At 53.4% G+C, this 25,479-nt stretch carries 25 protein-coding genes; 23 read left to right on the top strand and 2 right to left on the bottom strand.

Annotated elements, in window-relative coordinates; all coding sequences use genetic code 11:
• Positions 1–33: 33 nt before the first annotated feature.
• Together ravA and viaA are read left to right on the top strand one after the other, a co-directional pair.
• Positions 34–1,527 carry an ATPase RavA gene (ravA, locus tag F3J28_RS19610; RefSeq protein WP_166878974.1) on the top strand — a complete coding sequence of 498 codons (1,494 nt, stop codon included), beginning with the start codon at positions 34–36 and terminating at the stop codon, positions 1,525–1,527.
• Positions 1,524–2,975, top strand: a complete 1,452-nt coding sequence (gene viaA, locus F3J28_RS19605) for an ATPase RavA stimulator ViaA (protein WP_166878970.1) — start codon at positions 1,524–1,526, stop codon at positions 2,973–2,975. Before ravA ends, viaA begins: the two co-directional genes overlap by 4 nt.
• Before the next feature lie 3 nt (positions 2,976–2,978).
• Here the strand turns inward: viaA and asnA are convergent, their stop codons facing one another.
• Positions 2,979–3,971, bottom strand: a complete 993-nt coding sequence (gene asnA / locus F3J28_RS19600) for an aspartate--ammonia ligase (RefSeq protein WP_166878967.1) — start codon at positions 3,969–3,971, stop codon at positions 2,979–2,981.
• 155 nt (positions 3,972–4,126) lie between these two features.
• Here asnA and asnC point away from each other — a divergent pair, with 155 nt between their 5' ends.
• The 16 genes from asnC (at position 4,127) to F3J28_RS19520 (ending at position 20,248) form a co-directional block, all read left to right on the top strand.
• Positions 4,127–4,585, top strand: a complete 459-nt coding sequence (gene asnC / locus F3J28_RS19595) for a transcriptional regulator AsnC (protein WP_008457765.1) — start codon at positions 4,127–4,129, stop codon at positions 4,583–4,585.
• An 89-nt stretch (positions 4,586–4,674) separates the two neighbouring features.
• Positions 4,675–5,124 (top strand): FMN-binding protein MioC, encoded by a 450-nt coding sequence (gene mioC / locus F3J28_RS19590; protein ID WP_008457762.1) that lies wholly within the window; start codon positions 4,675–4,677, stop codon positions 5,122–5,124.
• 370 nt (positions 5,125–5,494) lie between these two features.
• Positions 5,495–7,384 carry a tRNA uridine-5-carboxymethylaminomethyl(34) synthesis enzyme MnmG gene (gene mnmG / locus F3J28_RS19585; protein WP_166878965.1) on the top strand — a complete coding sequence of 630 codons (1,890 nt, stop codon included), beginning with the start codon at positions 5,495–5,497 and terminating at the stop codon, positions 7,382–7,384.
• A gap of 56 nt (positions 7,385–7,440) precedes the next feature.
• Positions 7,441–8,064: a 16S rRNA (guanine(527)-N(7))-methyltransferase RsmG gene (gene rsmG, locus F3J28_RS19580; protein WP_166878962.1), complete on the top strand. Its 624-nt coding sequence runs from the start codon at positions 7,441–7,443 to the stop codon at positions 8,062–8,064.
• Positions 8,065–8,683: 619 nt separating this feature from the next.
• The gene (gene atpI, locus F3J28_RS19575) at positions 8,684–9,064 is read left to right on the top strand and encodes a F0F1 ATP synthase subunit I (RefSeq protein ID WP_008457755.1); all 381 of its coding nucleotides are present in this window, start codon (positions 8,684–8,686) and stop codon (positions 9,062–9,064) included.
• An 8-nt stretch (positions 9,065–9,072) separates the two neighbouring features.
• Positions 9,073–9,891 (top strand): F0F1 ATP synthase subunit A, encoded by an 819-nt coding sequence (gene atpB / locus F3J28_RS19570; protein ID WP_039299003.1) that lies wholly within the window; start codon positions 9,073–9,075, stop codon positions 9,889–9,891.
• Positions 9,892–9,938: 47 nt separating this feature from the next.
• Complete coding sequence (gene atpE / locus F3J28_RS19565) at positions 9,939–10,178, top strand: F0F1 ATP synthase subunit C (RefSeq protein ID WP_000429386.1); 240 nt, start codon at positions 9,939–9,941, stop codon at positions 10,176–10,178.
• A 61-nt stretch (positions 10,179–10,239) separates the two neighbouring features.
• Positions 10,240–10,710, top strand: a complete 471-nt coding sequence (atpF, locus tag F3J28_RS19560) for a F0F1 ATP synthase subunit B (protein WP_008457751.1) — start codon at positions 10,240–10,242, stop codon at positions 10,708–10,710.
• Positions 10,711–10,724: 14 nt separating this feature from the next.
• On the top strand, positions 10,725–11,258 hold the full coding sequence (gene atpH / locus F3J28_RS19555) for a F0F1 ATP synthase subunit delta (RefSeq protein ID WP_039299001.1): 534 nt from the start codon (positions 10,725–10,727) through the stop codon (positions 11,256–11,258).
• Between the two features lie 12 nt (positions 11,259–11,270).
• Positions 11,271–12,812 (top strand): F0F1 ATP synthase subunit alpha, encoded by a 1,542-nt coding sequence (gene atpA / locus F3J28_RS19550; protein WP_008457747.1) that lies wholly within the window; start codon positions 11,271–11,273, stop codon positions 12,810–12,812.
• 50 nt (positions 12,813–12,862) lie between these two features.
• Entirely contained in the window at positions 12,863–13,726 is an 864-nt protein-coding gene (atpG, locus tag F3J28_RS19545; protein WP_008457744.1) for a F0F1 ATP synthase subunit gamma, read from the top strand.
• A 158-nt stretch (positions 13,727–13,884) separates the two neighbouring features.
• Positions 13,885–15,267, top strand: coding sequence for a F0F1 ATP synthase subunit beta (gene atpD / locus F3J28_RS19540; protein WP_008457741.1), 1,383 nt, complete (start codon positions 13,885–13,887; stop codon positions 15,265–15,267).
• A gap of 19 nt (positions 15,268–15,286) precedes the next feature.
• Positions 15,287–15,706 carry a F0F1 ATP synthase subunit epsilon gene (locus F3J28_RS19535; RefSeq protein ID WP_008457739.1) on the top strand — a complete coding sequence of 140 codons (420 nt, stop codon included), beginning with the start codon at positions 15,287–15,289 and terminating at the stop codon, positions 15,704–15,706.
• A 296-nt stretch (positions 15,707–16,002) separates the two neighbouring features.
• Positions 16,003–17,373, top strand: a complete 1,371-nt coding sequence (gene glmU / locus F3J28_RS19530) for a bifunctional UDP-N-acetylglucosamine diphosphorylase/glucosamine-1-phosphate N-acetyltransferase GlmU (protein WP_166878958.1) — start codon at positions 16,003–16,005, stop codon at positions 17,371–17,373.
• A gap of 468 nt (positions 17,374–17,841) precedes the next feature.
• Positions 17,842–19,671 carry a glutamine--fructose-6-phosphate transaminase (isomerizing) gene (gene glmS / locus F3J28_RS19525; protein WP_166878955.1) on the top strand — a complete coding sequence of 610 codons (1,830 nt, stop codon included), beginning with the start codon at positions 17,842–17,844 and terminating at the stop codon, positions 19,669–19,671.
• A 169-nt stretch (positions 19,672–19,840) separates the two neighbouring features.
• Entirely contained in the window at positions 19,841–20,248 is a 408-nt protein-coding gene (locus F3J28_RS19520; RefSeq protein WP_008457733.1) for a cupin domain-containing protein, read from the top strand.
• A gap of 63 nt (positions 20,249–20,311) precedes the next feature.
• Here F3J28_RS19520 and F3J28_RS19515 read toward each other — a convergent pair whose 3' ends face one another.
• On the bottom strand, positions 20,312–20,695 hold the full coding sequence (locus F3J28_RS19515; RefSeq protein WP_166878953.1) for a hypothetical protein: 384 nt from the start codon (positions 20,693–20,695) through the stop codon (positions 20,312–20,314).
• A gap of 192 nt (positions 20,696–20,887) precedes the next feature.
• Here F3J28_RS19515 and pstS point away from each other — a divergent pair, with 192 nt between their 5' ends.
• From pstS to phoU, 5 genes are all read left to right on the top strand, one after another.
• The gene (pstS, locus tag F3J28_RS19510) at positions 20,888–21,928 is read left to right on the top strand and encodes a phosphate ABC transporter substrate-binding protein PstS (RefSeq protein WP_008457728.1); all 1,041 of its coding nucleotides are present in this window, start codon (positions 20,888–20,890) and stop codon (positions 21,926–21,928) included.
• Positions 21,929–21,992: 64 nt separating this feature from the next.
• Entirely contained in the window at positions 21,993–22,955 is a 963-nt protein-coding gene (pstC, locus tag F3J28_RS19505; protein WP_008457726.1) for a phosphate ABC transporter permease PstC, read from the top strand.
• The gene (gene pstA, locus F3J28_RS19500) at positions 22,952–23,842 is read left to right on the top strand and encodes a phosphate ABC transporter permease PstA (protein ID WP_008457724.1); all 891 of its coding nucleotides are present in this window, start codon (positions 22,952–22,954) and stop codon (positions 23,840–23,842) included. Before pstC ends, pstA begins: the two co-directional genes overlap by 4 nt.
• Positions 23,843–23,889: 47 nt before the next feature.
• Positions 23,890–24,663 (top strand): phosphate ABC transporter ATP-binding protein PstB, encoded by a 774-nt coding sequence (gene pstB, locus F3J28_RS19495; RefSeq protein ID WP_008457722.1) that lies wholly within the window; start codon positions 23,890–23,892, stop codon positions 24,661–24,663.
• Between the two features lie 13 nt (positions 24,664–24,676).
• Positions 24,677–25,402: a phosphate signaling complex protein PhoU gene (gene phoU / locus F3J28_RS19490; protein ID WP_008457720.1), complete on the top strand. Its 726-nt coding sequence runs from the start codon at positions 24,677–24,679 to the stop codon at positions 25,400–25,402.
• Positions 25,403–25,479 lie beyond the last annotated feature (77 nt).

The following is a 25,479-nucleotide window of genomic DNA, read 5'->3' as shown; positions in this document are numbered from 1 at the left end:
CAGGGTTAACCGCGTAAGGATGCAAAGCTAATTATGGCTCAATCACATTTGCTGGCTGAAAGAATTTCTCGTCTCAGCCAGGCGCTGGAAAAGGGACTTTTTGAACGTCAGCACGCCGTTCGTCTCTGTTTGCTGGCGGCGCTGAGCGGCGAAAGCGTCTTTTTACTTGGTCCGCCAGGCATTGCAAAAAGCCTGATCGCCCGCCGCCTGAAATTCGCCTTTCGCGAAGCGCGCGCCTTTGAATATCTAATGACTCGCTTCTCAACGCCAGAAGAAGTTTTTGGCCCGCTTTCTATTCAGGCGCTGAAAGATGAAGGCCGCTATGAGCGCCTGACCGCCGGCTACCTGCCGGAAGCCGAAATAGTGTTTCTGGATGAGATCTGGAAAGCTGGCCCGGCAATTTTAAACACCCTGCTGACCGCCATTAACGAACGCCGCTTCCGCAACGGCGCCAGCGAAGACAAAATCCCCATGCGCCTGCTGGTGGCCGCCTCCAACGAATTGCCCGAAGCGGACAGCAGCCTGGAAGCGCTGTATGACCGCATGCTGATCCGCCTGTGGCTCGACAAAGTGCAGGACAAAGCGAATTTCCGCTCAATGCTCATCAGCCAGCACGACGAAAACTTTAATCCGGTCACCGAAAATCTGCAGGTTACCGATGAAGAATATTTCACCTGGCAGCAGCAAATTGGCGGCGTCGCGCTGCCGGACGACGTTTTTGAACTGATCTTTACCCTGAGGCAGCTGCTTGAGGCCACGCCGGGGGCACCTTATGTATCCGATCGCCGCTGGAAAAAAGCCATTCGTCTGCTGCAGGCCAGCGCCTTCTTTAACGGCCGCGATGCCGTGGCGCCTATCGATCTTATCCTGCTCAAAGACTGTCTGTGGCACGACACGGCAACCATGAATTTGATGCAGCAGCAGATTGAAGTTTTGATGACCGGCCACGCGTGGCAGCAGCAGGCCATTCTGAGCAAACTCAGCGGCATCGTCCAGCGCCGCCTCCAGCTTCAGCAGCAAAGCAGCGATCGGGACGCTTTCACCGTGCTCAAGCAGACCGGTATGTTCAGCCGCAAGCCGCAGTACCAGCTCCCGGATGAGATAACAGGCGAAACGCTGACGCTTTTACTGCAAAAGCCGCTGAAACTGCACGATATCGAAGTGATTCATATCACCCTGGCGCGTGAGGCGCTGGCGCAGTGGCTTAATAAAGGAGGCGAGATCCGCGGCAAGTTGAACGGCATTGGTTTTGCGCAGTTGCTTAACCTTGAAGTGGACAACAGCCAGCACCTGACCATTCGCGATGTTAGCCTTCAGGCCACACGGCTGGCGCTGCCGGGCCACCAGCAACAGGGCGTACCGGATGAGATCAAAAAGCAGTTTGACGATCTCGACGCCGCGTTACACCAGCAGCACGAGCGCTTTAACGATCAGCAAAAATGCCTGTTTATTGAAAGCGACTGGCTGGGAAAAATTGAAGCCAGCCTGCAGGACGTTGCGGCACAGCTGAAACAGGCCCGGCAATGATAAGCGTTGAAACGCTGGATATGATCCTGGCTATTGGTGAAGGCGAACTGATAGAAGAGATCATTATTACCCTGCTGGCTGCCCCGCAGCTGGCGGTGTTTTTCGAAAAATTCCCGCGTTTGAAAAAAGCAGTTAGTGAAGACTTACCTCGCTGGCGAGACCAGCTCAAAGGCCGCCTGAAGGACGGACACGTCCCGGATGAGCTGGCGCAGGAAGTCCTTTGCTACCAGCAGAGTCAGTTACTCACCACCGGGCAGCTCATCATGCGGCTGCCGGAAATTATTCAACTGCTGCATAAGCTAGGCTCACCGTTCTATGAACAGGCCAAAACGCTGGTGGCCGATAACCCGCACTTCACCCCGGCGCAGCATACGCTGTTTCTGCAGCGCTGGCGCTTGAGCCTGGTTGTACAGGCCACATCGCTTAACCAACAGCTGTTAGAAGACGAGCGCGACAAGCTGCTGGCGGAGATTCAGGAGCGGCTGGCGCTAAGCGGGCAACTGGATCCAGCTCTTGCCGAAAACGACAAAGCGGCCGGTAAACTGTGGGATATGAGCGGCGGCACGCTCAAGCGCGGGGACTATCAGCTGATTGTGCAATACGGCGATTTTCTCACCGGCCAGCCCGAGCTGATGCAGCTTGCCGAACAGCTGGGCCGCTCCCGCGAGGCAAAATCCGTCCCGCGGAAAGATTCCCCCACGGAGCCCTGGCGTATGCTGGTTCGGGAACCTGCCACCGTGCCCGAACAGGTTGACGGCCTACAGCGCAGCGACGATATCCTGCGCCTGCTACCGCCCGAACTGGCAACCCTGGGGATTACAGAACTGGAATTTGAGTTCTACCGCCGCCTGGTGGAGAAGCAACTGCTCACTTACCGTCTGCACGGTGACGCATGGCGTGAAAAAATCATCGAACGCCCGGTCGCCCATCAGGATTTTGACGAACAACCTCGCGGGCCATTTATTGTCTGCGTGGATACTTCCGGCTCCATGGGCGGGTTCAACGAGCAATGCGCAAAGGCTTTTTGCCTGGCGCTGATGCGCATTGCCCTCGCCGACAACCGGCGCTGCTTTATTATGCTGTTTTCCAGCGAAGTGGTGCGCTATGAGGTCAGCGGGCGGGACGGCATCGATCAGGCGATCCGTTTTTTAAGCCAGCACTTCAGCGGCGGGACGGATCTTGCCAGCTGTTTCCGCTCGATCCTGGAAAAAATGCAAACCGGAGACTGGCACGATGCCGATGCGGTGGTGATCTCAGATTTTATCGCCCAGCGGCTACCGGACGATGTCGTCAGCAGCGTGAAGGCGCTGCAGCGGCAGTATCAGAACCGCTTTCACGCGGTCGCCATGTCGGGGCATGGAAAACCCGGCATCATGCGCATCTTTGACCATATCTGGCGCTTTGACACCGGGATGAGAAGCCGCCTGGTGCGTCGCTGGCGGCGCTAAGACTCACAGCAGGTCGCTAACCTTAGCCTGCACTTCTGGCGACCAGACGCCGCACTGAACCTGGCCAATATGCGGCAGCTGAAGCAGCAGCATCGTCAGACGAGACTGGCCAATGCCGCCGCCGATGGTTTGCGGCATTTCACCTTTCACCAGCGACTGGTGCCATTCGAGCTGGAGCCTGTCTTCATCTCCGGTGATCGCCAGCTGGCGCTTCAGGGTGCCCGCATCCACGCGGATCCCCATAGAAGAAAGCTCCAGCGCATCTTCCAGCACCGGGTTCCAGACCAGGATATCGCCGTTCAGCCCCGGTAAACCTGCTTCCCCGCCGGTTGACCAGTCATCATAATCCGGGGCGCGGACGTCGTGACGTTTCCCGTCCGACAGCTTGCCCCCGATACCGATTAAGAAGACCGCACCAAGTTCTTTAGCGATAGCCCGCTCGCGGCCTTTTGCGTCCAGACCAGGGAAGCGCTGTAATAACGTTTCGCTGTGAACAAAATGGATTTTCTCCGGCAGCAAGGCGGCAAGGCCAAACCGTTCACTCACTTCAGCCTCGGTAGCCTTAATTGCCGCCCAGATGCTCTCTACGGTTTGTTTTAGCGTGCCGGTGTGGCGTTCGCCGTCACCCATCACGCGTTCCCAGTCCCACTGATCGACATAGACCGAGTGAATCGGGGATAAACGGTCTTCATCGGGGCGAAGGGCCTTCATGTGCGTGTAAAGCCCTTCGCCCGCGCTGAAGTCGTGCTGGCCGAGCGTTTTTCTTTTCCATTTGGCCAGCGAATGCACCACTTCAAACTGCGCCTGCGGCAAGGTTTTCACCTTCACCTGCACTGCTTTCTCGCTGCCAGAAAGGTTGTCCTGTGTGCCATCCCCTACGCGGCTGAGGATCGGTGCCTGTACTTCTATCAGGCCCAGCTTCTCTTCCAGCTGACGGGAAAAATGGGTTTTCACAAAACTGATCTGACGTTGTTTAGCAATCCAGGCGGTTTTCATGGCTTTTCTCTTTGTTGTGGTGTTTCTGTCATCGATTAAGCAACAGAAACGTCACCGTATTCAATAATCAACAATAAAAAAGGCCAGCCTCTTTTTAATCAACGAATTTAAGGCTATAAAAAATGGAAAATCGGCATTTATCATAGGAAAAAGTGATGGATAATTATCAGATCGACAATCTCGATCGCGGCATACTCGAAGCATTAATGGCCAATGCCCGCACCGCATATGCAGAACTGGCCAAACAGTTTGGCGTCAGCCCGGGCACCATTCACGTCCGCGTCGAAAAGATGAAGCAGGCGGGGATCATTACCGGGGCGCGTATCGACATCAGCCCGAAGCAGCTCGGCTACGATGTCTGCTGCTTTATTGGCATCATTCTGAAAAGCGCCAAAGATTATCCCTCCGCTCTGACCAAGCTGGAAAACCTGGATGAGGTGACTGAGGCTTACTACACCACCGGCCACTACAGCATCTTTATTAAGGTGATGTGCCGATCCATTGATGCCCTCCAGCAGGTACTTATCAACAAGATCCAAACAATCGATGAAATTCAGTCCACTGAAACGCTGATCTCGCTGCAGAACCCGATCATGCGCACTATCCGGCCCTGATCGTTAATTTTAATACCCATATTATCCACAGGTAGATCCCCGCTCTTTCACAGCGTACAATACGCGACGATTTGAAAAGGCGGGACACAATGGCTGATATCACTCTGATTAGCGGCAGTACTCTGGGTAGTGCCGAATATGTAGCAGAACATCTGGCAGAGAAGCTTGAAGAAGCGGGGCACGGCACTGAAATGCTGCATGGCCCTCTTTTAGAAGATCTTAAAGCCAGCGGTATCTGGCTGGTGGTCTCTTCCACACATGGTGCTGGCGATCTGCCTGATAACCTGCAGCCTTTCTATGACGCTATAAATGAACAGCGCCCGGATCTGAGCGACGTAAGCTATGGCGCGATCGGGATCGGCAGCCGTGAATACGACACGTTTTGCGGTGCTATAGAGAAGATCGATCTGCTTTTGACCGAATGTGGTGCAACCCGCATAGGATCATTGCTCAAAATTAACATCCTCGATCACGACATTCCTGAGGATCCAGCCGAAATTTGGGTTGGGTCCTGGATTAATTTACTCCCTGAAGTGTAAAGATTGCGCGATCAGATGTGGATAACTCTGGTTAAAAGCTTGGATTAACCCGTAGTTATCCCAATAACAACCGCTGTTCACTTTTTGAGTTGTGCATAAACCTCAATTCTGATCCCAGCTTATACGGTCTGGGATCACCGGTAGTACACAGCAAACGATCCTTTCCAGGTTGTTGATCCTAAAATGGATAAATGGCTTATCCACAGAGGTGGTCGATCCTAATAAGAGATCACAATAAAGAGATCTTTAAATAAAAAAGATCTTCTTTTAATAACCGAAGATCCCGATGCTTTCTCGAAAGACTAAAGTTGAGTAGAATCCCCAGCCCGGGAAGTCACAAACCCTCATTCGCGAAACCGAGGCAGTTACCATGTTTTATCCAGATCCTTTTGACGTCATTATCATCGGCGGGGGTCATGCAGGCACAGAGGCGGCCATGGCCGCAGCTCGTATGGGTCAGCAGACCCTGCTTCTGACACACAATATCGACACGCTGGGACAGATGTCCTGTAACCCGGCTATTGGCGGTATTGGCAAGGGACATTTGGTTAAGGAAGTGGATGCTCTCGGTGGCCTGATGGCTACCGCGATCGATCATGCAGGTATTCAGTTTAGAATACTAAACGCCAGCAAAGGCCCGGCAGTCCGCGCCACTCGTGCTCAGGCAGACCGCGTGCTTTACCGGCAGGCCGTGCGCACCGCGCTGGAGAACCAGCCAAACCTGATGATTTTCCAGCAGGCGGTTGAAGATCTTATCGTTGAGAACGATCGTGTCGTCGGCGCAGTCACCCAGATGGGGCTTAAATTCCGCGCGAAAGCCGTTGTGCTGACGGTAGGCACCTTCCTGGATGGCAAGATCCACATTGGTCTGGATAACTACAGCGGTGGCCGTGCAGGCGATCCTCCGTCGATCCCGCTCTCACGTCGCTTACGTGAACTGCCTTTGCGCGTCAGCCGCCTGAAAACCGGGACACCTCCGCGCATTGACGCCCGCACCATTGATTTCAGCGTACTTGCTCCGCAGCACGGAGATAACCCGATGCCGGTCTTCTCCTTCATGGGGAACGTGAACCAGCACCCGGAGCAGGTACCTTGCTACATCACGCATACCAATGAGCAAACTCACGAGGTCATTCGTAATAACCTCGACCGCAGTCCAATGTATGCAGGGATTATCGAAGGCATTGGCCCTCGCTACTGCCCGTCTATCGAAGACAAAGTGATGCGTTTTGCCGATCGCAACGCGCACCAAATCTTCCTGGAGCCTGAAGGGCTGACCAGCAACGAAATTTACCCGAACGGGATCTCCACCAGCCTGCCGTTTGACGTTCAGATGCAAATCGTCCGTTCGATGAAGGGAATGGAGAATGCGAAGATCGTTCGCCCAGGCTACGCGATTGAGTATGACTTTTTCGATCCGCGCGATCTGAAACCAACGCTGGAAAGCAAGTTTATCCAGGGGCTGTTCTTTGCTGGTCAGATCAACGGCACCACCGGTTACGAAGAAGCCGCTGCTCAGGGTTTGCTTGCCGGCCTCAATGCCGCACGCTTCTCTGCCGAGAAAGAGGGTTGGGCACCGCGTCGCGATCAGGCTTACCTTGGCGTGCTGGTTGATGACCTGTGCACTCTGGGGACCAAAGAACCTTACCGTATGTTTACTTCTCGGGCCGAATATCGCTTGATGCTGCGTGAAGACAACGCCGATCTGCGTCTCACCGAAGCCGGTCGTGAGCTGGGTCTGGTGGATGATGTTCGCTGGGCTCGTTTCAACGATAAGCTGGAAATGATCGAACGTGAGCGCCAGCGCCTGAAAGATATCTGGCTGCACCCGAACTCTGAGCAGGTAGCAGAGGTGAACGCGCAGCTCAGTGCCCCACTTTCCAAAGAAGCTAACGGCGAAGATCTGCTGCGTCGCCCAGAAATGACCTACGCTGCGATGACGCAGCTGTCGACCTTTGCGCCAGGACTTCAAGATCCTCAGGCTGCAGAGCAGGTCGAGATCCAGGTTAAATACGAAGGCTATATCGCGCGCCAGCAGGATGAGATTGAAAAACAGCAGCGCAATGAGAATACTGTGTTGCCAGCCACGCTCGACTATAGTCAGGTGAGCGGGCTGTCTAACGAAGTGATCGCCAAACTTAACGATCACAAACCGGTTTCCATTGGCCAGGCCTCGCGCATCTCGGGTATTACCCCTGCGGCAATCTCTATTTTGCTTGTCTGGCTTAAAAAACAAGGGCTGCTGCGACGCAGCGCTTAAAAACAGACGACAACAGGCCAGGCAATCCTGGCCTCTTTTTTTGATGGGTTTATGACGTGCTGACTAAATTATCTCGCCTGCTGAAAGAAGCGGGCATAACTCTCCCTGAAAATCAGCAGCAGCAACTGGTGGGCTATGTTTCGCTGCTCGACAAATGGAACAAGGCATACAACCTGACTTCGGTGCGTAATCCTGATGAAATGCTGGTGCGGCATATTCTGGATAGCATTGTGGTCGAACCGCATTTGCAGGGCAGCCGGTTTATCGACGTTGGCACGGGCCCTGGTCTTCCTGGGATCCCGCTGGCAATCGTGCGCCCTGATTCGCATTTCACTCTGCTGGACAGCCTCGGCAAGCGTGTGCGATTCCTGCGGCAAGTACAGCACGAGCTGAAGCTGGAAAACATTACTCCGGTACAAAGCCGCGTGGAGGATTTCCCGGCGGAACCTCCGTTTGACGGCGTTATCAGCCGGGCTTTTGCCTCGCTAAGCGACATGGTGAACTGGTGTCACCATCTGCCTGCTGTGCACGGGAAGTTCTATGCGCTGAAAGGGGTGCGTCCGGACGAAGAAATTACCCAACTGCCTGCCGGATTCACCGTTGAAAATATCGTCAAACTCAACGTGCCGAGCCTGGAAGGGGAGAGGCATTTGGTGCTGATTAAGGCAAACAAAACTTAATATTTATCAAAAAACGACGCGATAGAGATGTTTCACTGAGGTTAAAAAGCGACGGGGCGAACGATGTAATGGTTGGTTACATTTAACCAATCTTTAACTCGGATTTATCCTGCTTTTAACTTAAAAGTGATTAGTTACCAGGGTAATAATTTTATTCGAAAATATCATTCGGCTAAAATTATGCCGAAAAACGGCCTTTGCCGGATGTTAAAAGTTTAACTGGAATGTCAATGAAAGGTTTTTATGATGTTTCAGCTTGTTTTAAACAGAGTGCACATTAATCAGGTTAATTATCAATCATATATAATTGGTTCTTTCTTTGGCGGCAAAATAAGGCATAGCGATAAGATGTTTAATTTGTGATCGTGTGCACGCTTTGCTGTCAGGGATTTCGGCTTATTTGCACTTTTTGAGGAAGCCGATGCGATTTATCAAAAGTCAGAAAATGGCTGTGCGGAAAATTAATTAAACATTTGTTCACCTTTTCGCTACTTATTGTTTGAAATCACTGGGCCGCACCGTATAATTTGCTCGCTTTTTGAGGCTTGACTCAGCGTCGCAAAGACAGTTTTATACGACACGCGACATACCTCATAGGTAGCAGGAGTTAGGAAACGCCATGTCTGTGTCGCTCTTGAGTAAGAACGTAGCCCGCAAGCTTCTGTTCATCCAACTTCTGGCTGTGGTAGCAATTGGACTGCTGTTTTGCCTTAAAGCGCCTTCTTGGGGCGCTTCCGCTCTCGGTGGAGGCCTGGCGGTTTGGTTGCCAAACGCGCTGTTTATGATTTTTGCCTGGCGTCATCAGGCGCATACACCCGCAAAAGGCCGCGTGGCCTGGACATTCGCTTTCGGCGAAGTGCTAAAGGTGATTGCGACCTTCATCATTTTAGTGGTGGCGCTGGCGTACTTTAAGGCGGTGGTATTGCCGCTAATAGTGACGTGGGTTTCGGTGCTGGTTGTGCAGATACTCGCACCAGCTGTAATTAACAACAAAGGGTAAGAGGCATCATGTCTGCAGGAGAAATCTCTACACCGCAGGAGTATATAGGTCACCACCTGAATAACCTTCAGTTGGACCTGCGTACTTTCTCGCTGGTGGATCCGCATAACCCCCCGGCTACCTTCTGGACGCTCAACATCGACTCCATGTTCTTCTCAGTATTTCTGGGTCTGGTGTTCCTGGTGTTGTTCCGTAAAGTGGCGAAAACCGCAACCAGCGGCGTCCCGGGTAAATTCCAGACTTTTGTAGAGCTGATCATCGGCTTTGTACATGGCAGCGTGAAAGACATGTACCATGGCAAAAGCAAGGTTATCGCTCCACTCGCCCTGACGATTTTCGTCTGGGTCTTCCTGATGAACTTGATGGATCTGTTGCCTATCGATCTGCTGCCATACATTGGTGAGCATATCTTTGGCCTGCCAGCCCTGCGCGTGGTGCCGTCTGCGGACGTGAATATCACCCTGTCTATGGCGCTAGGCGTGTTTATCCTCATTCTGTTCTACAGCATCAAAATGAAAGGCATTGGCGGCTTCACGAAAGAGCTGACGCTGCAGCCGTTCAATCACTGGGCATTTATTCCTGTCAACTTAATCCTTGAAGGGGTAAGCCTGCTGTCCAAACCTGTATCACTGGGTCTGCGACTGTTCGGCAACATGTATGCCGGTGAGCTGATTTTCATTCTGATTGCAGGTCTGTTGCCGTGGTGGTCACAGTGGATTCTGAATGTGCCGTGGGCCATTTTCCACATCCTGATTATTACGCTGCAAGCCTTCATCTTCATGGTTCTGACGATCGTCTATCTGTCGATGGCGTCTGAAGAACATTAATTTACTTACCACTACTGCGTTTAACTGAAACAAACTTGGAGACTGTCATGGAAAACCTGAATATGGATCTGCTGTACATGGCTGCCGCTGTGATGATGGGTCTGGCGGCAATCGGTGCTGCGATCGGTATCGGCATCCTCGGGGGCAAATTCCTGGAAGGCGCTGCACGCCAACCAGATCTGATTCCACTGCTGCGTACTCAGTTCTTTATCGTTATGGGTCTGGTGGATGCAATCCCAATGATCGCTGTTGGTCTGGGTCTGTACGTGATGTTCGCCGTCGCCTAGTGAGCGATGTTTGAGTCATCTAGTAATATCAGAACGTTAACTAACAAAGAGGCATTGTGCTGTGAACATTAACGCAACAATCCTCGGCCAGGCCATCGCGTTTGTCCTGTTTGTTCTGTTCTGCATGAAGTACGTATGGCCGCCATTAATGGCAGCCATCGAGAAGCGTCAGAAAGAAATTGCTGACGGTCTTGCTTCTGCAGAACGTGCTCAAAAGGACCTTGACCTTGCACAGGCCAACGCGACCGACCAGCTGAAAAAAGCCAAAGCGGAAGCTCAGGTGATCATTGAGCAGGCGAACAAACGCCGTGCCCAGATCCTTGATGAAGCGAAAACTGAGGCAGAGCAGGAACGTAATAAAATCGTTGGGCAGGCTCAGGCAGAAATCGACGCTGAGCGTAAACGCGCTCGTGAAGAGCTGCGTAAGCAGGTCGCTCTGCTGGCAATTGCCGGTGCCGAGAAGATAATCGAACGTTCCGTAGATGAAGCTGCTAACAGCGACATCGTCGATAAACTGGTCGCTGAACTGTAAGGAGGGAGGGGCTGATGTCTGAATTTGTTACTGTAGCTCGCCCCTACGCCAAAGCAGCTTTTGACTTTGCCGTCGAACACCAGAGCGTAGACCGCTGGCAGAATATGCTGGCGTTTGCTGCCGAGGTAACGAAAAACGAACAAATGGAAGAGCTTCTTTCCGGTGCCCTGGCACCAGAAACGCTCGCAGATTCGTTCATCGCCATTTGCGGCGAGCAGCTGGACGCCAACGGCCAGAACCTGATTAAGGTGATGGCTGATAACGGTCGTTTAAAAGCGCTCCCGGATGTTCTTGAGCAGTTCGCGCATTTACGCGCGCTGAGTGAAGCGATTGCAGAGGTTCAGGTAACCTCCGCGGCCGAACTTAGCCATGAACAGCTTGCAAACATTACGTCCGCAATGGAAAAACGTCTGTCACGCAAAGTTAAGCTGAATTGCAAAATCGATAAGTCTGTTATGGCGGGCGTTATCATCCAGTCGGGTGATATGGTCATTGACGGTAGCGTACGCGGCCGTCTTGAACGCCTTGCAGACGTCTTGCAGTCTTAAGGGGACTGGAGCATGCAACTGAATTCCACCGAAATCAGCGAACTGATCAAGCAGCGCATTGCTCAGTTCAATGTTGTGAGCGAAGCTCATAACGAAGGTACAATTGTTTCTGTAAGTGACGGTATTATCCGCGTTCACGGCCTGGCCGATTGTATGCAGGGTGAGATGATTTCCCTGCCGGGTAACCGTTACGCTATCGCACTGAACCTGGAGCGCGACTCCGTAGGTGCTGTAGTTATGGGTCCATACGCTGACCTCGCCGAAGGCATGAAGGTTAAGTGTACTGGCCGTATTCTGGAAGTTCCGGTTGGCCGTGGCCTGTTGGGCCGCGTGGTGAACACCCTGGGTGCACCAATCGACGGTAAAGGTCCGGTTGATAACGATGGCTTCTCGCCAATCGAAGTTATCGCGCCAGGCGTAATCGAACGTCAGTCCGTCGACCAGCCGGTGCAGACCGGTTATAAATCCGTCGATGCGATGATTCCAATCGGCCGTGGCCAGCGTGAGCTGATCATCGGTGACCGTCAGACCGGTAAAACCGCGATGGCAATCGATGCCATCATCAACCAGCGTGACTCCGGTATTAAATGTGTGTACGTGGCTATCGGCCAGAAAGCGTCCACCATTTCTAACGTGGTTCGTAAACTGGAAGAGCACGGCGCACTGTCCAACACCATCGTTGTTGTGGCAACTGCTTCTGAATCCGCTGCACTGCAATACCTGGCACCATATGCTGGTTGCGCAATGGGCGAATACTTCCGTGACCGCGGTGAAGATGCGCTGATCGTATACGATGACCTGTCTAAACAGGCTGTTGCATATCGTCAGGTTTCCCTGCTGCTTCGTCGTCCACCTGGTCGTGAAGCGTTCCCGGGCGACGTGTTCTACCTCCACTCCCGTCTGCTGGAGCGCGCATCCCGCGTTAACGCGGAATACGTGGAAGCTTTCACCAAAGGTGAAGTTAAAGGTAAAACCGGCTCCCTGACCGCTCTGCCGATCATCGAAACCCAGGCGGGTGACGTTTCTGCGTTCGTTCCAACCAACGTAATTTCGATTACCGATGGTCAGATCTTCCTGGAAACCAACCTGTTTAACTCCGGTATTCGTCCGGCAGTTAACCCAGGTATTTCGGTATCTCGTGTTGGTGGTGCTGCTCAGACCAAGATCATCAAGAAACTGTCCGGTGGTATTCGTACCGCGCTGGCACAGTATCGCGAACTGGCTGCGTTCTCTCAGTTCGCATCCGATCTGGATGAAGCCACCCGTAAACAGCTGAGCCACGGTCAGAAAGTGACCGAGCTGCTGAAACAGAAACAGTATGCCCCAATGTCTGTTGCACAACAGGGCCTGGTGCTGTTCGCGGCTGAACGCGGTTACCTCGAAGACGTGGAACTGGCGAAAATCGGTAGCTTCGAAGCCGCTCTGCTGGCTTACGCTGACCGTGATCACGCTCCGCTGATGCAAGAAATTAACCAGACCGGTGGCTATAACGACGAGATCGAAGGCAAGCTGAAAGGCATCCTCGACTCCTTTAAAGCAACCCAGTCCTGGTAACGTCTGGCGGCTTGCTCTAGGGCAAGCCGCAAGGCATTGAGGAGAAGCTCATGGCCGGCGCAAAAGAGATACGTAGTAAGATCGCAAGCGTCCAGAACACGCAGAAGATCACCAAAGCGATGGAGATGGTCGCCGCTTCCAAAATGCGTAAATCGCAGGATCGCATGGCGGCCAGCCGTCCTTATGCAGATACCATGCGCAAAGTGATTGGTCACCTTGCGAACGGTAATCTGGAATATAAGCACCCATACCTGGAAGAACGCGACGTTAAGCGCGTGGGCTACCTGGTGGTGTCGACCGATCGTGGTTTGTGCGGCGGTTTGAACATTAACTTGTTCAAAAAAGTGCTGGCGGATATGAAAGAGTGGTCCGATAAGGGCGTTCAGAGCGAACTCGCGATGATCGGCTCTAAAGGCGTTTCTTTCTTCAACTCCGTTGGCGGCAACGTGGTTGCTCAGGTTACCGGCATGGGAGATACCCCTTCCCTGTCTGAACTGATCGGCCCGGTGAAAGTGATGCTGCAAGCCTACGACGAAGGTCGTCTGGACAAGCTGTACGTTGTCAGCAACAAATTTGTTAACACCATGTCTCAGGTTCCGACCATCACTCAGCTGCTGCCGTTACCGGCATCAGAAGATGAGGATCTGAAGCGTAAATCCTGGGACTACCTGTACGAACCGGACCCGAAAGCGCTGCTGGACACCCTGCTGCGTCGTTATGTTGAGTCTCAGGTTTATCAGGGCGTCGTAGAAAACCTGGCCAGCGAGCAGGCCGCACGTATGGTGGCGATGAAAGCCGCAACCGATAACGGCGGCAGCCTGATTAAAGAGCTGCGGTTGGTATACAACAAAGCTCGTCAGGCCAGCATTACTCAGGAACTTACCGAAATCGTCGGTGGTGCGTCCGCGGTTTAAACCAGGTTTATTACCCTAAATAGTTCGGTTTGCAGAAAGACGCCAACTGAGCAAATCCTCAAGAGCTTACTTCAGTAAGTGACTGAGGTGAGGGAAGGCAGTCAACGCATCTGCAAATTGAAATATGACGGGTAAACGAATTACGTAGAGGATTCAAGATGGCTACTGGAAAGATTGTCCAGGTAATCGGCGCCGTGGTGGACGTCGAGTTCCCTCAGGACGGCGTACCGCGCGTTTATGACGCGCTTGAGGTACAGAACAACAATGAGAAGCTGGTGCTGGAAGTTCAGCAGCAGCTCGGCGGCGGTATCGTGCGTACCATCGCAATGGGTTCCTCCGACGGTCTGCGTCGCGGTCTGCAAGTCAATGACCTCGAGCACCCGATCGAAGTCCCGGTAGGTAAAGCGACCCTGGGCCGTATCATGAACGTACTGGGTCAGCCAATCGACATGAAAGGTGACATCGGCGAAGAAGACCGTTGGGCTATTCACCGTGCAGCACCTTCCTACGAAGAGCTGTCCAGCTCTCAGGAACTGCTGGAAACCGGCATCAAAGTTATCGACCTGATTTGTCCGTTCGCTAAGGGCGGTAAAGTTGGTCTGTTCGGTGGTGCGGGCGTAGGTAAAACCGTAAACATGATGGAGCTGATCCGTAACATCGCGATCGAGCACTCCGGTTATTCCGTGTTTGCGGGCGTGGGTGAACGTACTCGTGAGGGTAACGACTTCTACCACGAAATGACCGACTCCAACGTTCTGGATAAAGTAGCACTGGTTTACGGTCAGATGAACGAGCCACCAGGTAACCGTCTGCGCGTAGCGCTGACCGGTCTGACCATCGCGGAAAAATTCCGTGACGAAGGCCGCGACGTTCTGCTGTTCGTTGATAACATCTACCGTTATACCCTGGCCGGTACAGAAGTATCTGCACTGCTGGGTCGTATGCCTTCTGCGGTAGGTTATCAGCCAACTCTGGCAGAAGAGATGGGTGTTCTTCAGGAGCGTATTACCTCCACCAAGACCGGTTCTATCACCTCCGTACAGGCCGTTTACGTTCCTGCGGATGACTTGACTGACCCGTCTCCGGCGACCACCTTTGCGCACCTGGACTCAACCGTTACGCTGAGCCGTCAGATCGCATCTCTGGGTATTTACCCGGCAGTTGACCCGCTGGACTCCACCAGCCGTCAGCTGGATCCACTGGTTGTTGGTCAGGAGCACTACGATACCGCGCGTGGCGTTCAGTCTATCCTGCAGCGTTACCAGGAACTGAAAGACATCATCGCGATTCTGGGTATGGACGAACTGTCCGAAGAAGACAAACTGGTTGTAGCACGTGCGCGTAAGATCCAGCGCTTCCTGTCTCAGCCATTCTTCGTAGCAGAAGTCTTTACCGGTTCTCCAGGCAAATACGTTTCGCTGAAAGATACCATCCGTGGCTTTAAAGGCATCATGGACGGCGAATACGACCATCTGCCAGAGCAGGCGTTCTACATGGTTGGCTCCATCGACGAAGCCGTTGAGAAAGCGAAAAAACTTTAACGCCTAATCGGAGGGTGACATGGCTATGACTTACCACCTGGACGTCGTCAGCGCGGAGCAGCAAATGTTCTCCGGTCTGGTCGAGAAGATCCAGGTAACGGGTAGCGAAGGTGAGCTGGGTATCTACCCTGGCCACGCCCCGCTGCTCACCGCCATTAAGCCTGGTATGATTCGCATCGTTAAACAGCACGGACATGAAGAGTTTATCTACCTGTCCGGCGGTGTTCTGGAAGTTCAGCCGGGTAACGTAACCGTCCTGGCTGACACCGCGATTCGCGGTCAGGATCTCGACGAAGCGCGTGCCCTGGAAGCGAAACGCAAAGCTGAAGAGCACATGCACAGCTCCCACGGTGACGTGGATTACGCTCAGGCTTCTGCTGAACTGGCTAAAGCGATCGCCAAACTGCGCGTTATCGAGTTAACCAAAAAAGCGATGTAACTACCTGCTTGAAAAGACAAATGCCAGTCCGGGAAACCTGACTGGCATTTTTTTATTCCTCAGCTTTATTCCATGCTCAAAATAACCATAAAACCAGCTAGATAGCGGTTTTCTCGGGGGGGTTAGCCCCTGTTTCGGCCTTAATTCTCATGGATTCTGCCGCGATTACTGCTATAAAAGACGCAGATAATCTCAAGGCGGTGAAATTAGCAGCAGCGTATTTTTTGGTGCAAAATATGTAGAATTTTCAAGGCTAAATCGCTTTACTTCACACACTAAACAGATTCAGGACACGTATGTCAAACAGCGCAATGAGCGTGGTTATCCTTGCCGCCGGCAAAGGAACCCGCATGTACTCAGATCTTCCAAAGGTGCTGCACACGCTGGCTGGGAAGCCAATGGTTCAGCATGTCATTGACGCCGCTAATAAATTAGGTGCTCAGCGGGTGAACCTGGTGTATGGCCACGGCGGGGATCTGCTAAAGCAAACCCTGAACGACGGCTCGCTTAACTGGGTACTGCAGGCGGAGCAGATGGGAACCGGCCACGCGATGCAGATGGCGGCGCCGTTCTTTGCCGATGACGAAGACATTCTGATGCTGTACGGCGATGTGCCGCTGATCTCCGTCGAAACTTTACAGCGCCTGCGTGAAGCTAAACCGCAGGGCGGCATTGGTTTGCTGACCGTTAAGCTTGATGATCCGACCGGCTATGGCCGTATTGCGCGGGAAAATGGCAAGGTCGTTGGCATCGTTGAGCATAAAGACGCCAGCGAAGAACAGCGCAAAATCAAGGAAATCAACACCGGGATTCTGGTGGCTAACGGCGCAGATCTGAAGCGCTGGCTCGGCAAGCTGGATAACAACAACGCCCAGGGCGAGTTTTACATCACGGACATTATTGCCCTGGCTCATGGTGAAGGCCGTGAAATTGCCGCCGTTCATCCGGATCGACTGAGTGAAGTCGAAGGCGTGAATAACCGCCTGCAGCTTTCTCGCCTGGAACGCGTTTACCAGACGGAGCAGGCCGATAAGCTGCTGCTGGCGGGCGTTATGCTCCGCGATCCGGCTCGGTTCGATCTACGCGGTGAATTTACGCACGGGCGCGATGTTGAAATAGATACTAATGTCATTGTGGAAGGTCGCGTTACGCTGGGTAACCGCGTGAAGATTGGGACCGGCTGCGTGATTAAAAATGCCGTCATCGGTGATGACTGCGAAATCAGTCCGTATACGGTTATTGAAGATGCGACGCTTGAAGCCGCCTGCACCATCGGGCCATTTGCCCGCCTGCGCCCTGGCGCGGAACTGGCGGAAGGCGCTCACGTGGGCAACTTCGTTGAAATGAAGAAAGCTCGTCTGGGGAAAGGTTCTAAAGCGGGCCATTTGAGCTACCTCGGTGATGCCGAAATTGGCGACAATGTGAACATCGGTGCAGGCACAATTACCTGCAATTACGACGGCGCGAACAAACATAAAACGATCATTGGTGATGACGTGTTTGTTGGCTCAGATACTCAACTGGTGGCCCCGGTCACCGTGGCCAGCGGTGTCACAATTGGCGCCGGGACGACAGTGACGCGCGATATTGCTGAAAATGAACTGGTGATCAGCCGCGTAAAACAGAAACACATTCAGGGCTGGCAGCGTCCGGTTAAGAAAAAGTAATTTCCCCTCACCCTAACCCTCTCCCCAAAGGGAGAGGGAACTGGACTGAGATGGCTTTCCCTTCCTCTCTAAGGGCTTGGGAGCTGAACAAAACACAGATTTTCTCCCTCTCCCTAAAGGGGCCTGGGAACTGAATAAAACGCGGATTTTCTCCCTCTCCCCAAAGGGGACTGGGAGCCGAATAAAACACAGATTTCCTCCCTCTCCCCAAAGGGGCTTGGGAGCTGAACAAAACACGGATTTTCTCCCTCTCCCCAAAGGGGGCTGGGAGCTGAATAAAACACAGATTTCCGCCCTCTCCCTTCCAGGGAGAGGGCTGGGGTGAGGGTCGTTCTTGAAAACGCCCCACCCAAAAGCAGTAACCATAAAAATAACCCCACTCTCTACAAGGCTCGGGGCTCCGGAAATACCGGAATAAACAGGTCAGCGACAACACATGGCTAACGCCATTATCAGGACTTAAAAATTATGTGTGGAATTGTTGGCGCAGTGGCGCAACGTGATATCGCTGAAATCCTTCTTGAAGGACTCCGTCGTCTGGAATACCGCGGGTACGACTCTGCGGGCCTGGCGGTTGTGGACAATAAAGGTCACATGACCCGTCTGCGTCGTTTGGGCAAAGTACAGAAACTGGCGGAAGCTGCGGAAGAAACCGCTCTGCATGGCGGCACCGGGATTGCCCATACCCGTTGGGCAACGCACGGCGAACCTTCAGAAACTAATGCTCACCCACATGTATCCGACCATATTGTGGTCGTACACAACGGCATTATCGAAAACCACGAACCGCTGCGTGAATTGCTTCAGTCTCGTGGCTACACGTTTGTCTCCCAGACGGATACCGAAGTTATTGCTCATCTGGTGCATTGGGAACTGGAGCAGGGTGGCACGCTGCGCGACGCTGTCCTTCGCACTATTCCTCAGCTTCGCGGCGCCTATGGCACCGTAATCATGGATACCCGTAACCCGGATGTGCTGCTGGCCGCGCGTTCCGGTAGCCCGATGGTTATCGGCCTGGGCATGGGTGAAAACTTTATCGCCTCCGATCAGCTGGCGCTGTTGCCGGTAACCCGCCGCTTCATCTTCCTTGAAGAGGGCGATATCGCCGAAGTGACCCGTCGCGCGGTGACCGTTTTTGATACCAAAGGCGAGCAGGTTAAGCGCCCGGACATCGAATCCAATCTGCAGTATGACGCTGGCGACAAAGGCATTTATCGCCATTACATGCAGAAAGAGATCTACGAGCAGCCGAACGCCATCAAAAACACCCTGGCCGGGCGCATCAGCCACGGTGAAGTGGATTTGACGGAGCTGGGGCCAAAAGCCAATGAAATGCTCTCTCAAGTTGAGCATATTCAAATCGTAGCCTGCGGTACGTCCTATAACTCAGGCATGGTTTCCCGCTACTGGTTTGAAGCGCTGGCCGGCGTGCCTTGCGATGTCGAAATCGCCTCTGAATTCCGCTACCGCAAATCTGCGGTGCGCCGCAACAGCCTGATGATCACCCTTTCCCAGTCTGGCGAAACGGCGGACACCCTCGCGGCGCTGCGCCTTTCCAAAGAGCTGGGCTATCTCGGTTCGCTGGCGATTTGTAACGTGGCAGGCTCTTCTCTGGTGCGTGAATCAGACCTGGCGCTGATGACCAATGCCGGAACGGAAATCGGCGTAGCCTCAACCAAAGCGTTTACTACTCAACTGACCGTACTGTTGATGCTGGTGGCTAAGCTGAGTCGCCTGAAAGGCGCTGACGCACAGGTTGAGCAAGATATCGTACATGGCCTGCAGGCGCTGCCAAGCCGTATCGAGCAGATGCTGTCCCAGGACAAACGCATTGAGCAGCTGGCGGAAGATTTCTCTGACAAACATCATGCGCTGTTCCTTGGCCGTGGCGATCAGTACCCGATCGCCATGGAAGGTGCGCTGAAGCTGAAAGAGATCTCCTATATTCACGCTGAAGCCTATGCGGCAGGCGAGCTGAAGCACGGCCCGCTGGCGCTGATCGATGCCGATATGCCGGTTATCGTTGTGGCTCCAAACAACGAGCTGTTGGAGAAACTGAAATCCAACATCGAAGAAGTTCGCGCCCGCGGCGGCCAGCTGTATGTGTTCGCCGACCGTGACGCTGGCTTTACCAGCAGCGACAACATGCACATCATCGAGATGCCGCATGTGGAAGAGGTGATTGCGCCTATCTTCTACACTGTCCCGCTGCAGCTGCTGTCCTACCACGTGGCGCTGATCAAAGGCACCGACGTCGACCAGCCGCGTAACCTGGCGAAATCGGTAACGGTTGAGTAATTTTTTGTCACTAATCAGTCGCGATTAGCGGATGGAAAAGCCGTTTCTCACCAGATCAATAATGCTATAAACGAAGCTAACCTCGGGCGAGATACCGGGTTAGCTTTCGCATCCACCCTGCGAACGGCGAGTTTGCAGGGTGTTTTTATTTCTGATTGGGAAACAACAAATGTCGGCAAACAAACCTCACTGTCGGCTGGTCAAGCCGCAGCCAGTATTTATAGGCAAGCAGGGGCTTTCTTATCAGGTAGGTGTTTCAAAGGAGGCCGTCGATTCGCAGCATATCCATATGCAGCTGGCGACCATTCCTCCTCGTTCGCAGGCTAAAGCCCACAAGCACGAACACCATGAAACCGCAATTTATGCCCTGAGCGGAACTTCGTCGGTGCTTTATGGCGATGCGCTGGAGCATTTTCTTGAGCTTCCCGCCGGCAGTTTTCTTTATATCCCGATGGATACCCCGCACCTGCCTTACAACAATACCGATGAGCCTGCGGTGGTGATTATTTCGCGGACCGATCCTAACGAGCAGGAGAGCGTGGTGATGATGCCCGAGCTGGACAGAGACGTCCTCTAGCGTCGCCGGATAAATTGTCGCAGAGTTATAGATAAGCCCTTTACGCAGTTGAGGGCTTTTTTGTTATTTAATTTTCTGGGCGAGTTCATCAATCTTGCGGGAAAGCTGCTCGTTATCCCGCTTCAGGCTGTCCATTTTGGATTGCTGCTCATTGGCTTTACTTTCCATTTGAGACAGTTTGTTTTTCATCTCATCCAGCCTGCTTTCCTGCTCATCTATTTTCCTGACGCTACCGTCGTAATTTGACTGCAACTTTTCCAGGCGATTCTTCATCTCGACAATTGTACTTTCCTTAATCGATGTAGGGACGAGGGTATTACTTCCTGAAAAGGTGGCGAGCGTTGAGCTGAAACTATCCGTATTACGTGCTTCAACGGCATCAGCGTAAACGGTAGAGGCTGTCATAATGAGTGATATCGTACATAATACAGACAGATAGGCTTTCATTTTTAAACACCTTTTTAAATAAACTGAATTTAATGATGCTTTAAAAAACATGGGGTTGTGTGTTTTTTTATGACACTGAGCGGATTGTCATAAAACTGTCATAATTCGTACATTTAACTGTCACCAAACTGTCCTATTTTCTACCCTGTATTCAATTAAACAACAATTTACGAACATCTGGCAGGAGACATTATGAACGTTATGCGTACCACTGTCGCAACTGTTGTCGCCGCGACCTTATCTCTGAGCGCTTCTACTGCGTTTGCAGCTGCAAGCCTGACTGGCGCTGGTGCAACCTTCCCTGCGCCGGTGTATGCCAAGTGGGCAGATACCTACCAGAAAGAAACTGGTAACAAGGTGAACTACCAGGGTATCGGTTCCTCCGGCGGCGTGAAGCAAATCATTGCTAACACCGTTGACTTCGGCGCTTCTGACGCCCCTCTGGCGGATGACAAATTACAGCAAGAAGGCCTGTTCCAGTTCCCTACCGTAATCGGTGGCGTAGTGCTGGCGGTTAACCTGCCTGGCTTCAAGTCTGGCGAGCTGGTTCTGGACGGCAAAACCCTGGGTGACATCTACCTGGGCACCATCAAAAAATGGAACGACCCGGCGATTGCTAAGCTGAACCCAGGCCACAAACTGCCGGATCAGAACATCGCGGTTGTTCGTCGTGCTGACGGCTCCGGTACTTCCTTCGTGTTCACCAGCTACCTGTCTAAAGTGAACGAAGAGTGGAAATCCAAAATTGGCGCAGGCTCTACCGTTAACTGGCCAACTGGTCTGGGCGGTAAAGGCAACGACGGCATCGCAGCCTTCGTACAGCGTCTGCCAGGCTCCATTGGCTACGTTGAATACGCTTACGCTAAGCAGAACAACCTGACTTACACCAAGCTGCTGTCCGCTGACGGTAAGCCAGTAAGCCCGACCGAAGCAAACTTTGCTAACGCGGCTAAAGGCGCTGACTGGAGCAAATCCTTCGCACAGGATCTGACCAACCAGAAAGGTGACGAAGCGTGGCCAATCACCTCCACCACCTTCATCCTGGTCCACAAAGAGCAGAAAAACCCTGAGCAGGGTGCAGAAGTGCTGAAGTTCTTTGACTGGGCATACAAATCTGGCGCGAAAGAAGCTAACGCCCTGGATTACGCAACGCTGCCAGCCTCTGTGGTTGAGCAAGTTCGCGCTGCATGGAAGACCAATGTAAAAGACAGTTCCGGTAAGGCGCTGTACTAAGTGCAAAAATCTGGGGTAACAGGTATGTTACCCCGGTTTATTCAGCAACTACGAAGAGTACGCTATGGCTGTGACTAAGCCGACGTTTAAAGCCCCTGGCAAACAAGGCGATGTAATTTTCAGTGCGCTGGTAAGACTGGCTGCGCTGATTGTGCTATTTCTGCTGGGTGGGATTATCATCTCGCTGTTTATCTCCTCGCTGCCGAGCATTGAGAAGTTTGGCTTCTCTTTCCTCTGGTCCAAAGAGTGGGATGCCCCTAATGAAGTCTTCGGCGCACTGGTGCCGATTTACGGAACCCTCGTAACCTCGTTTATCGCACTGCTGATTGCGGTCCCGGTGAGCTTTGGTATCGCGCTGTTCCTGACAGAACTTGCGCCCGGCTGGCTGAAGCGCCCGCTGGGTATCGCCATTGAACTGCTGGCGGCTATTCCAAGTATCGTGTACGGCATGTGGGGCCTGTTTATCTTTGCTCCCCTGTTCGCGACTTACTTCCAGGAACCCGTAGGCAACGTGCTCTCTGCCGTGCCTATCGTTGGCGCGCTGTTCTCTGGCCCTGCGTTTGGGATCGGCATTCTTGCCGCCGGCGTGATCCTCGCCATTATGATCATCCCTTACATTGCCTCCGTGATGCGCGATGTCTTCGAACAAACGCCAGTGATGATGAAAGAATCGGCCTACGGCATCGGCTGTACCACCTGGGAAGTTATCTGGCGCATTGTTTTGCCGTTCACCAAAAACGGCGTTATCGGCGGCGTGATGCTTGGCCTTGGCCGTGCGCTGGGTGAAACCATGGCGGTGACCTTTATCATCGGTAACACCTACCAGCTCGACAGCGCTTCGCTTTATATGCCGGGTAACAGCATTACCTCCGCGCTGGCGAACGAATTTGCCGAAGCAGAATCCGGCCTGCATACCGCCGCGCTGATGGAGCTTGGCTTAATTCTGTTTGTGATTACCTTTATCGTACTGGCTATCTCTAAGTTCATGATTATGCGCCTGGCGAAAAACGAAGGGGCTCGCTCATGACCACGATGGAAATGCAAAGCAGCGCGGCACTGGCTGAGTCGCGCCGCAAAATGCAGGCGCGTCGCCGCATGAAGAACCGTATCGCCCTGACGCTCTCTATGGCGACCATGGTGTTCGGTCTGTTTTGGCTGGTCTGGATCCTGTTTTCCACGGTAACCCGCGGCATCGACGGCATGTCGCTGGCGCTGTTTACCGAAATGACGCCTCCGCCTAATACCGCGGGCGGTGGCCTGGCTAACGCCCTGGCGGGCAGCGGCCTGCTGATCCTGTGGGCGACCGTTATCGGTACGCCGCTGGGCATCATGGCCGGGATTTATCTGGCCGAATATGGCCGTAAATCCGCCCTGGCCGAAGTGATTCGTTTTATTAACGACATTCTTCTGTCGGCCCCATCGATTGTGGTCGGTCTGTTCGTGTACACCATTGTGGTGGCGAAAATGGAACACTTCTCCGGCTGGGCGGGCGTGATTGCGCTGGCGCTGCTGCAGGTGCCTATCGTCATTCGTACCACTGAAAACATGCTGAAACTGGTGCCGGACAGCCTGCGCGAAGCAGCTTACGCACTGGGCACACCAAAATGGAAGATGATCTCCGCGATTACGCTTAAGGCGTCCGTCTCCGGGATTATCACCGGCGTGCTGCTGGCCATTGCCCGTATCGCTGGCGAAACCGCTCCGCTGCTCTTCACCTCCCTCTCCAACCAGTTCTGGAGCACGGACATGATGCAGCCTATCGCCAACCTGCCGGTGACCATTTTCAAATTTGCGATGAGCCCGTTTGCCGAGTGGCAACAGCTGGCCTGGGCAGGGGTGCTGATTATTACCCTCTGCGTGCTGCTGCTGAACATTCTGGCGCGCGTGATTTTCTCGAAGAGTAAACACGGTTAAATTTTACGGCGCGGCCCTCGCGGCGCCGGACGGAGATTAAGACACAGATGAGTAAGGTTGATTTAGCCCCAGGCAAAATCCAGGTTCGCGATCTGAACTTCTATTACGGTAAGTTCCACGCCCTGAAGAACATCAATCTGGATATCGCGAAGAACCAGGTTACCGCCTTCATTGGGCCGTCAGGCTGTGGTAAATCCACCCTGCTGCGTACCTTTAACAAAATGTACTCGCTCTACCCTGAGCAGCGTGCAGAAGGTGAAATCCTGCTGGATGGGGAAAATATTCTCACCCAGAGCCAGGACATCGCCCTGCTGCGTGCCAAAGTTGGCATGGTCTTCCAGAAGCCGACGCCGTTCCCGATGTCTATTTACGACAACATCGCTTTTGGCGTGCGTCTGTTTGAAAAGCTGTCCCGCAGCGACATGGATGAACGCGTGCAGTGGGCATTGACCAAAGCCGCGCTGTGGAACGAAACTAAAGATAAACTGCACCAGAGCGGCTACAGCCTCTCCGGTGGTCAGCAGCAGCGTCTGTGCATCGCTCGCGGCATCGCGATTCGCCCGGAAGTTCTGCTGCTGGATGAGCCGTGTTCCGCGCTTGACCCGATCTCCACCGGGCGTATCGAAGAGCTGATCACCGAGCTAAAAGAAGACTATACCGTAGTGATCGTGACCCACAACATGCAGCAGGCGGCGCGTTGTTCTGACCACACGGCGTTTATGTACCTCGGCGAGCTGATCGAATTCAGCGAAACCGATACGCTGTTTACTACGCCAGCGAAGAAACAAACCGAAGATTACATTACTGGCCGCTACGGTTGATTTGGAGAGCGCGATGGATAACCTCAACTTAAACAAACACATTTCTGGCCAGTTCAACGCCGAGCTGGAGTACATCCGTACTCAGGTGATGACGATGGGCGGGCTGGTGGAACAACAGCTCTCCGACGCGATCACCGCGATGCACAACCAGGACAGCGAGCTGGCGAAGCGCGTTATCGCCGGTGACCAGAAGGTCAACATGATGGAAGTGGCGATCGATGAAGCCTGCGTGCGCATCATTGCCAAACGCCAGCCTACCGCCAGCGACCTGCGCCTGGTGATGGCGATCATCAAAACCATCGCCGAGCTGGAACGTATTGGCGACGTAGCGGACAAAATTTGCCGCACCGCGCTGGAGAAGTTCTCCCAGCAGCACCAGCCGCTGCTGGTCAGCCTGGAATCGCTGGGGCGCCACACCGTGCAGATGCTGCACGACGTGCTGGACGCTTTCGCGCGTATGGATCTGGATGAAGCGGTGCGTATCTACCGTGAAGACAAGAAAGTTGATCAGGAATATGAAGGCATCGTGCGTCAGCTGATGACCTACATGATGGAAGACTCCCGTACGATCCCAAGCGTGCTGACCGCGCTGTTCTGCGCCCGTTCTATCGAGCGTATCGGTGACCGCTGCCAGAACATCTGTGAATACATCTTCTACTTCGTGAAGGGGCAGGATTTCCGTCACGTGGGCGGGGATGAGCTGGACAAGCTGCTGGCGGGTAAAGATCCGAAAGAGTAAGCATTTCCGTTCCCTCTCCTTTTAGGAGAGGGGTCGACGCTTCTTTCCCCCCTCTCCCCTTTGGGGAGAGGGCTGGG

The organism is Enterobacter sp. Ap-1006 (assembly GCF_011752835.1).
GTDB lineage: Bacteria > Pseudomonadota > Gammaproteobacteria > Enterobacterales > Enterobacteriaceae > Cedecea.
The sequence above is the reverse complement of the archived record's forward strand: the minus strand, read 5'-3'. Positions and strand labels throughout refer to the sequence as shown.

Coding starts and splice junctions, on each gene's coding strand:
- ravA (WP_166878974.1), top strand. CDS start 34: ATGGCTCAATCACATTTGCTGGCTGAAAGAATTTCTCGTCTCAGCCAG.
- viaA (WP_166878970.1), top strand. CDS start 1,524: ATGATAAGCGTTGAAACGCTGGATATGATCCTGGCTATTGGTGAAGGC.
- asnA (WP_166878967.1), bottom strand. CDS start 3,971: ATGAAAACCGCCTGGATTGCTAAACAACGTCAGATCAGTTTTGTGAAA.
- asnC (WP_008457765.1), top strand. CDS start 4,127: ATGGATAATTATCAGATCGACAATCTCGATCGCGGCATACTCGAAGCA.
- mioC (WP_008457762.1), top strand. CDS start 4,675: ATGGCTGATATCACTCTGATTAGCGGCAGTACTCTGGGTAGTGCCGAA.
- mnmG (WP_166878965.1), top strand. CDS start 5,495: ATGTTTTATCCAGATCCTTTTGACGTCATTATCATCGGCGGGGGTCAT.
- atpI (WP_008457755.1), top strand. CDS start 8,684: ATGTCTGTGTCGCTCTTGAGTAAGAACGTAGCCCGCAAGCTTCTGTTC.
- atpB (WP_039299003.1), top strand. CDS start 9,073: ATGTCTGCAGGAGAAATCTCTACACCGCAGGAGTATATAGGTCACCAC.
- atpE (WP_000429386.1), top strand. CDS start 9,939: ATGGAAAACCTGAATATGGATCTGCTGTACATGGCTGCCGCTGTGATG.
- atpH (WP_039299001.1), top strand. CDS start 10,725: ATGTCTGAATTTGTTACTGTAGCTCGCCCCTACGCCAAAGCAGCTTTT.
- atpA (WP_008457747.1), top strand. CDS start 11,271: ATGCAACTGAATTCCACCGAAATCAGCGAACTGATCAAGCAGCGCATT.
- atpG (WP_008457744.1), top strand. CDS start 12,863: ATGGCCGGCGCAAAAGAGATACGTAGTAAGATCGCAAGCGTCCAGAAC.
- atpD (WP_008457741.1), top strand. CDS start 13,885: ATGGCTACTGGAAAGATTGTCCAGGTAATCGGCGCCGTGGTGGACGTC.
- F3J28_RS19535 (WP_008457739.1), top strand. CDS start 15,287: ATGGCTATGACTTACCACCTGGACGTCGTCAGCGCGGAGCAGCAAATG.
- glmU (WP_166878958.1), top strand. CDS start 16,003: ATGTCAAACAGCGCAATGAGCGTGGTTATCCTTGCCGCCGGCAAAGGA.
- glmS (WP_166878955.1), top strand. CDS start 17,842: ATGTGTGGAATTGTTGGCGCAGTGGCGCAACGTGATATCGCTGAAATC.
- F3J28_RS19520 (WP_008457733.1), top strand. CDS start 19,841: ATGTCGGCAAACAAACCTCACTGTCGGCTGGTCAAGCCGCAGCCAGTA.
- F3J28_RS19515 (WP_166878953.1), bottom strand. CDS start 20,695: ATGAAAGCCTATCTGTCTGTATTATGTACGATATCACTCATTATGACA.
- pstS (WP_008457728.1), top strand. CDS start 20,888: ATGAACGTTATGCGTACCACTGTCGCAACTGTTGTCGCCGCGACCTTA.
- pstC (WP_008457726.1), top strand. CDS start 21,993: ATGGCTGTGACTAAGCCGACGTTTAAAGCCCCTGGCAAACAAGGCGAT.
- pstA (WP_008457724.1), top strand. CDS start 22,952: ATGACCACGATGGAAATGCAAAGCAGCGCGGCACTGGCTGAGTCGCGC.
- pstB (WP_008457722.1), top strand. CDS start 23,890: ATGAGTAAGGTTGATTTAGCCCCAGGCAAAATCCAGGTTCGCGATCTG.
- phoU (WP_008457720.1), top strand. CDS start 24,677: ATGGATAACCTCAACTTAAACAAACACATTTCTGGCCAGTTCAACGCC.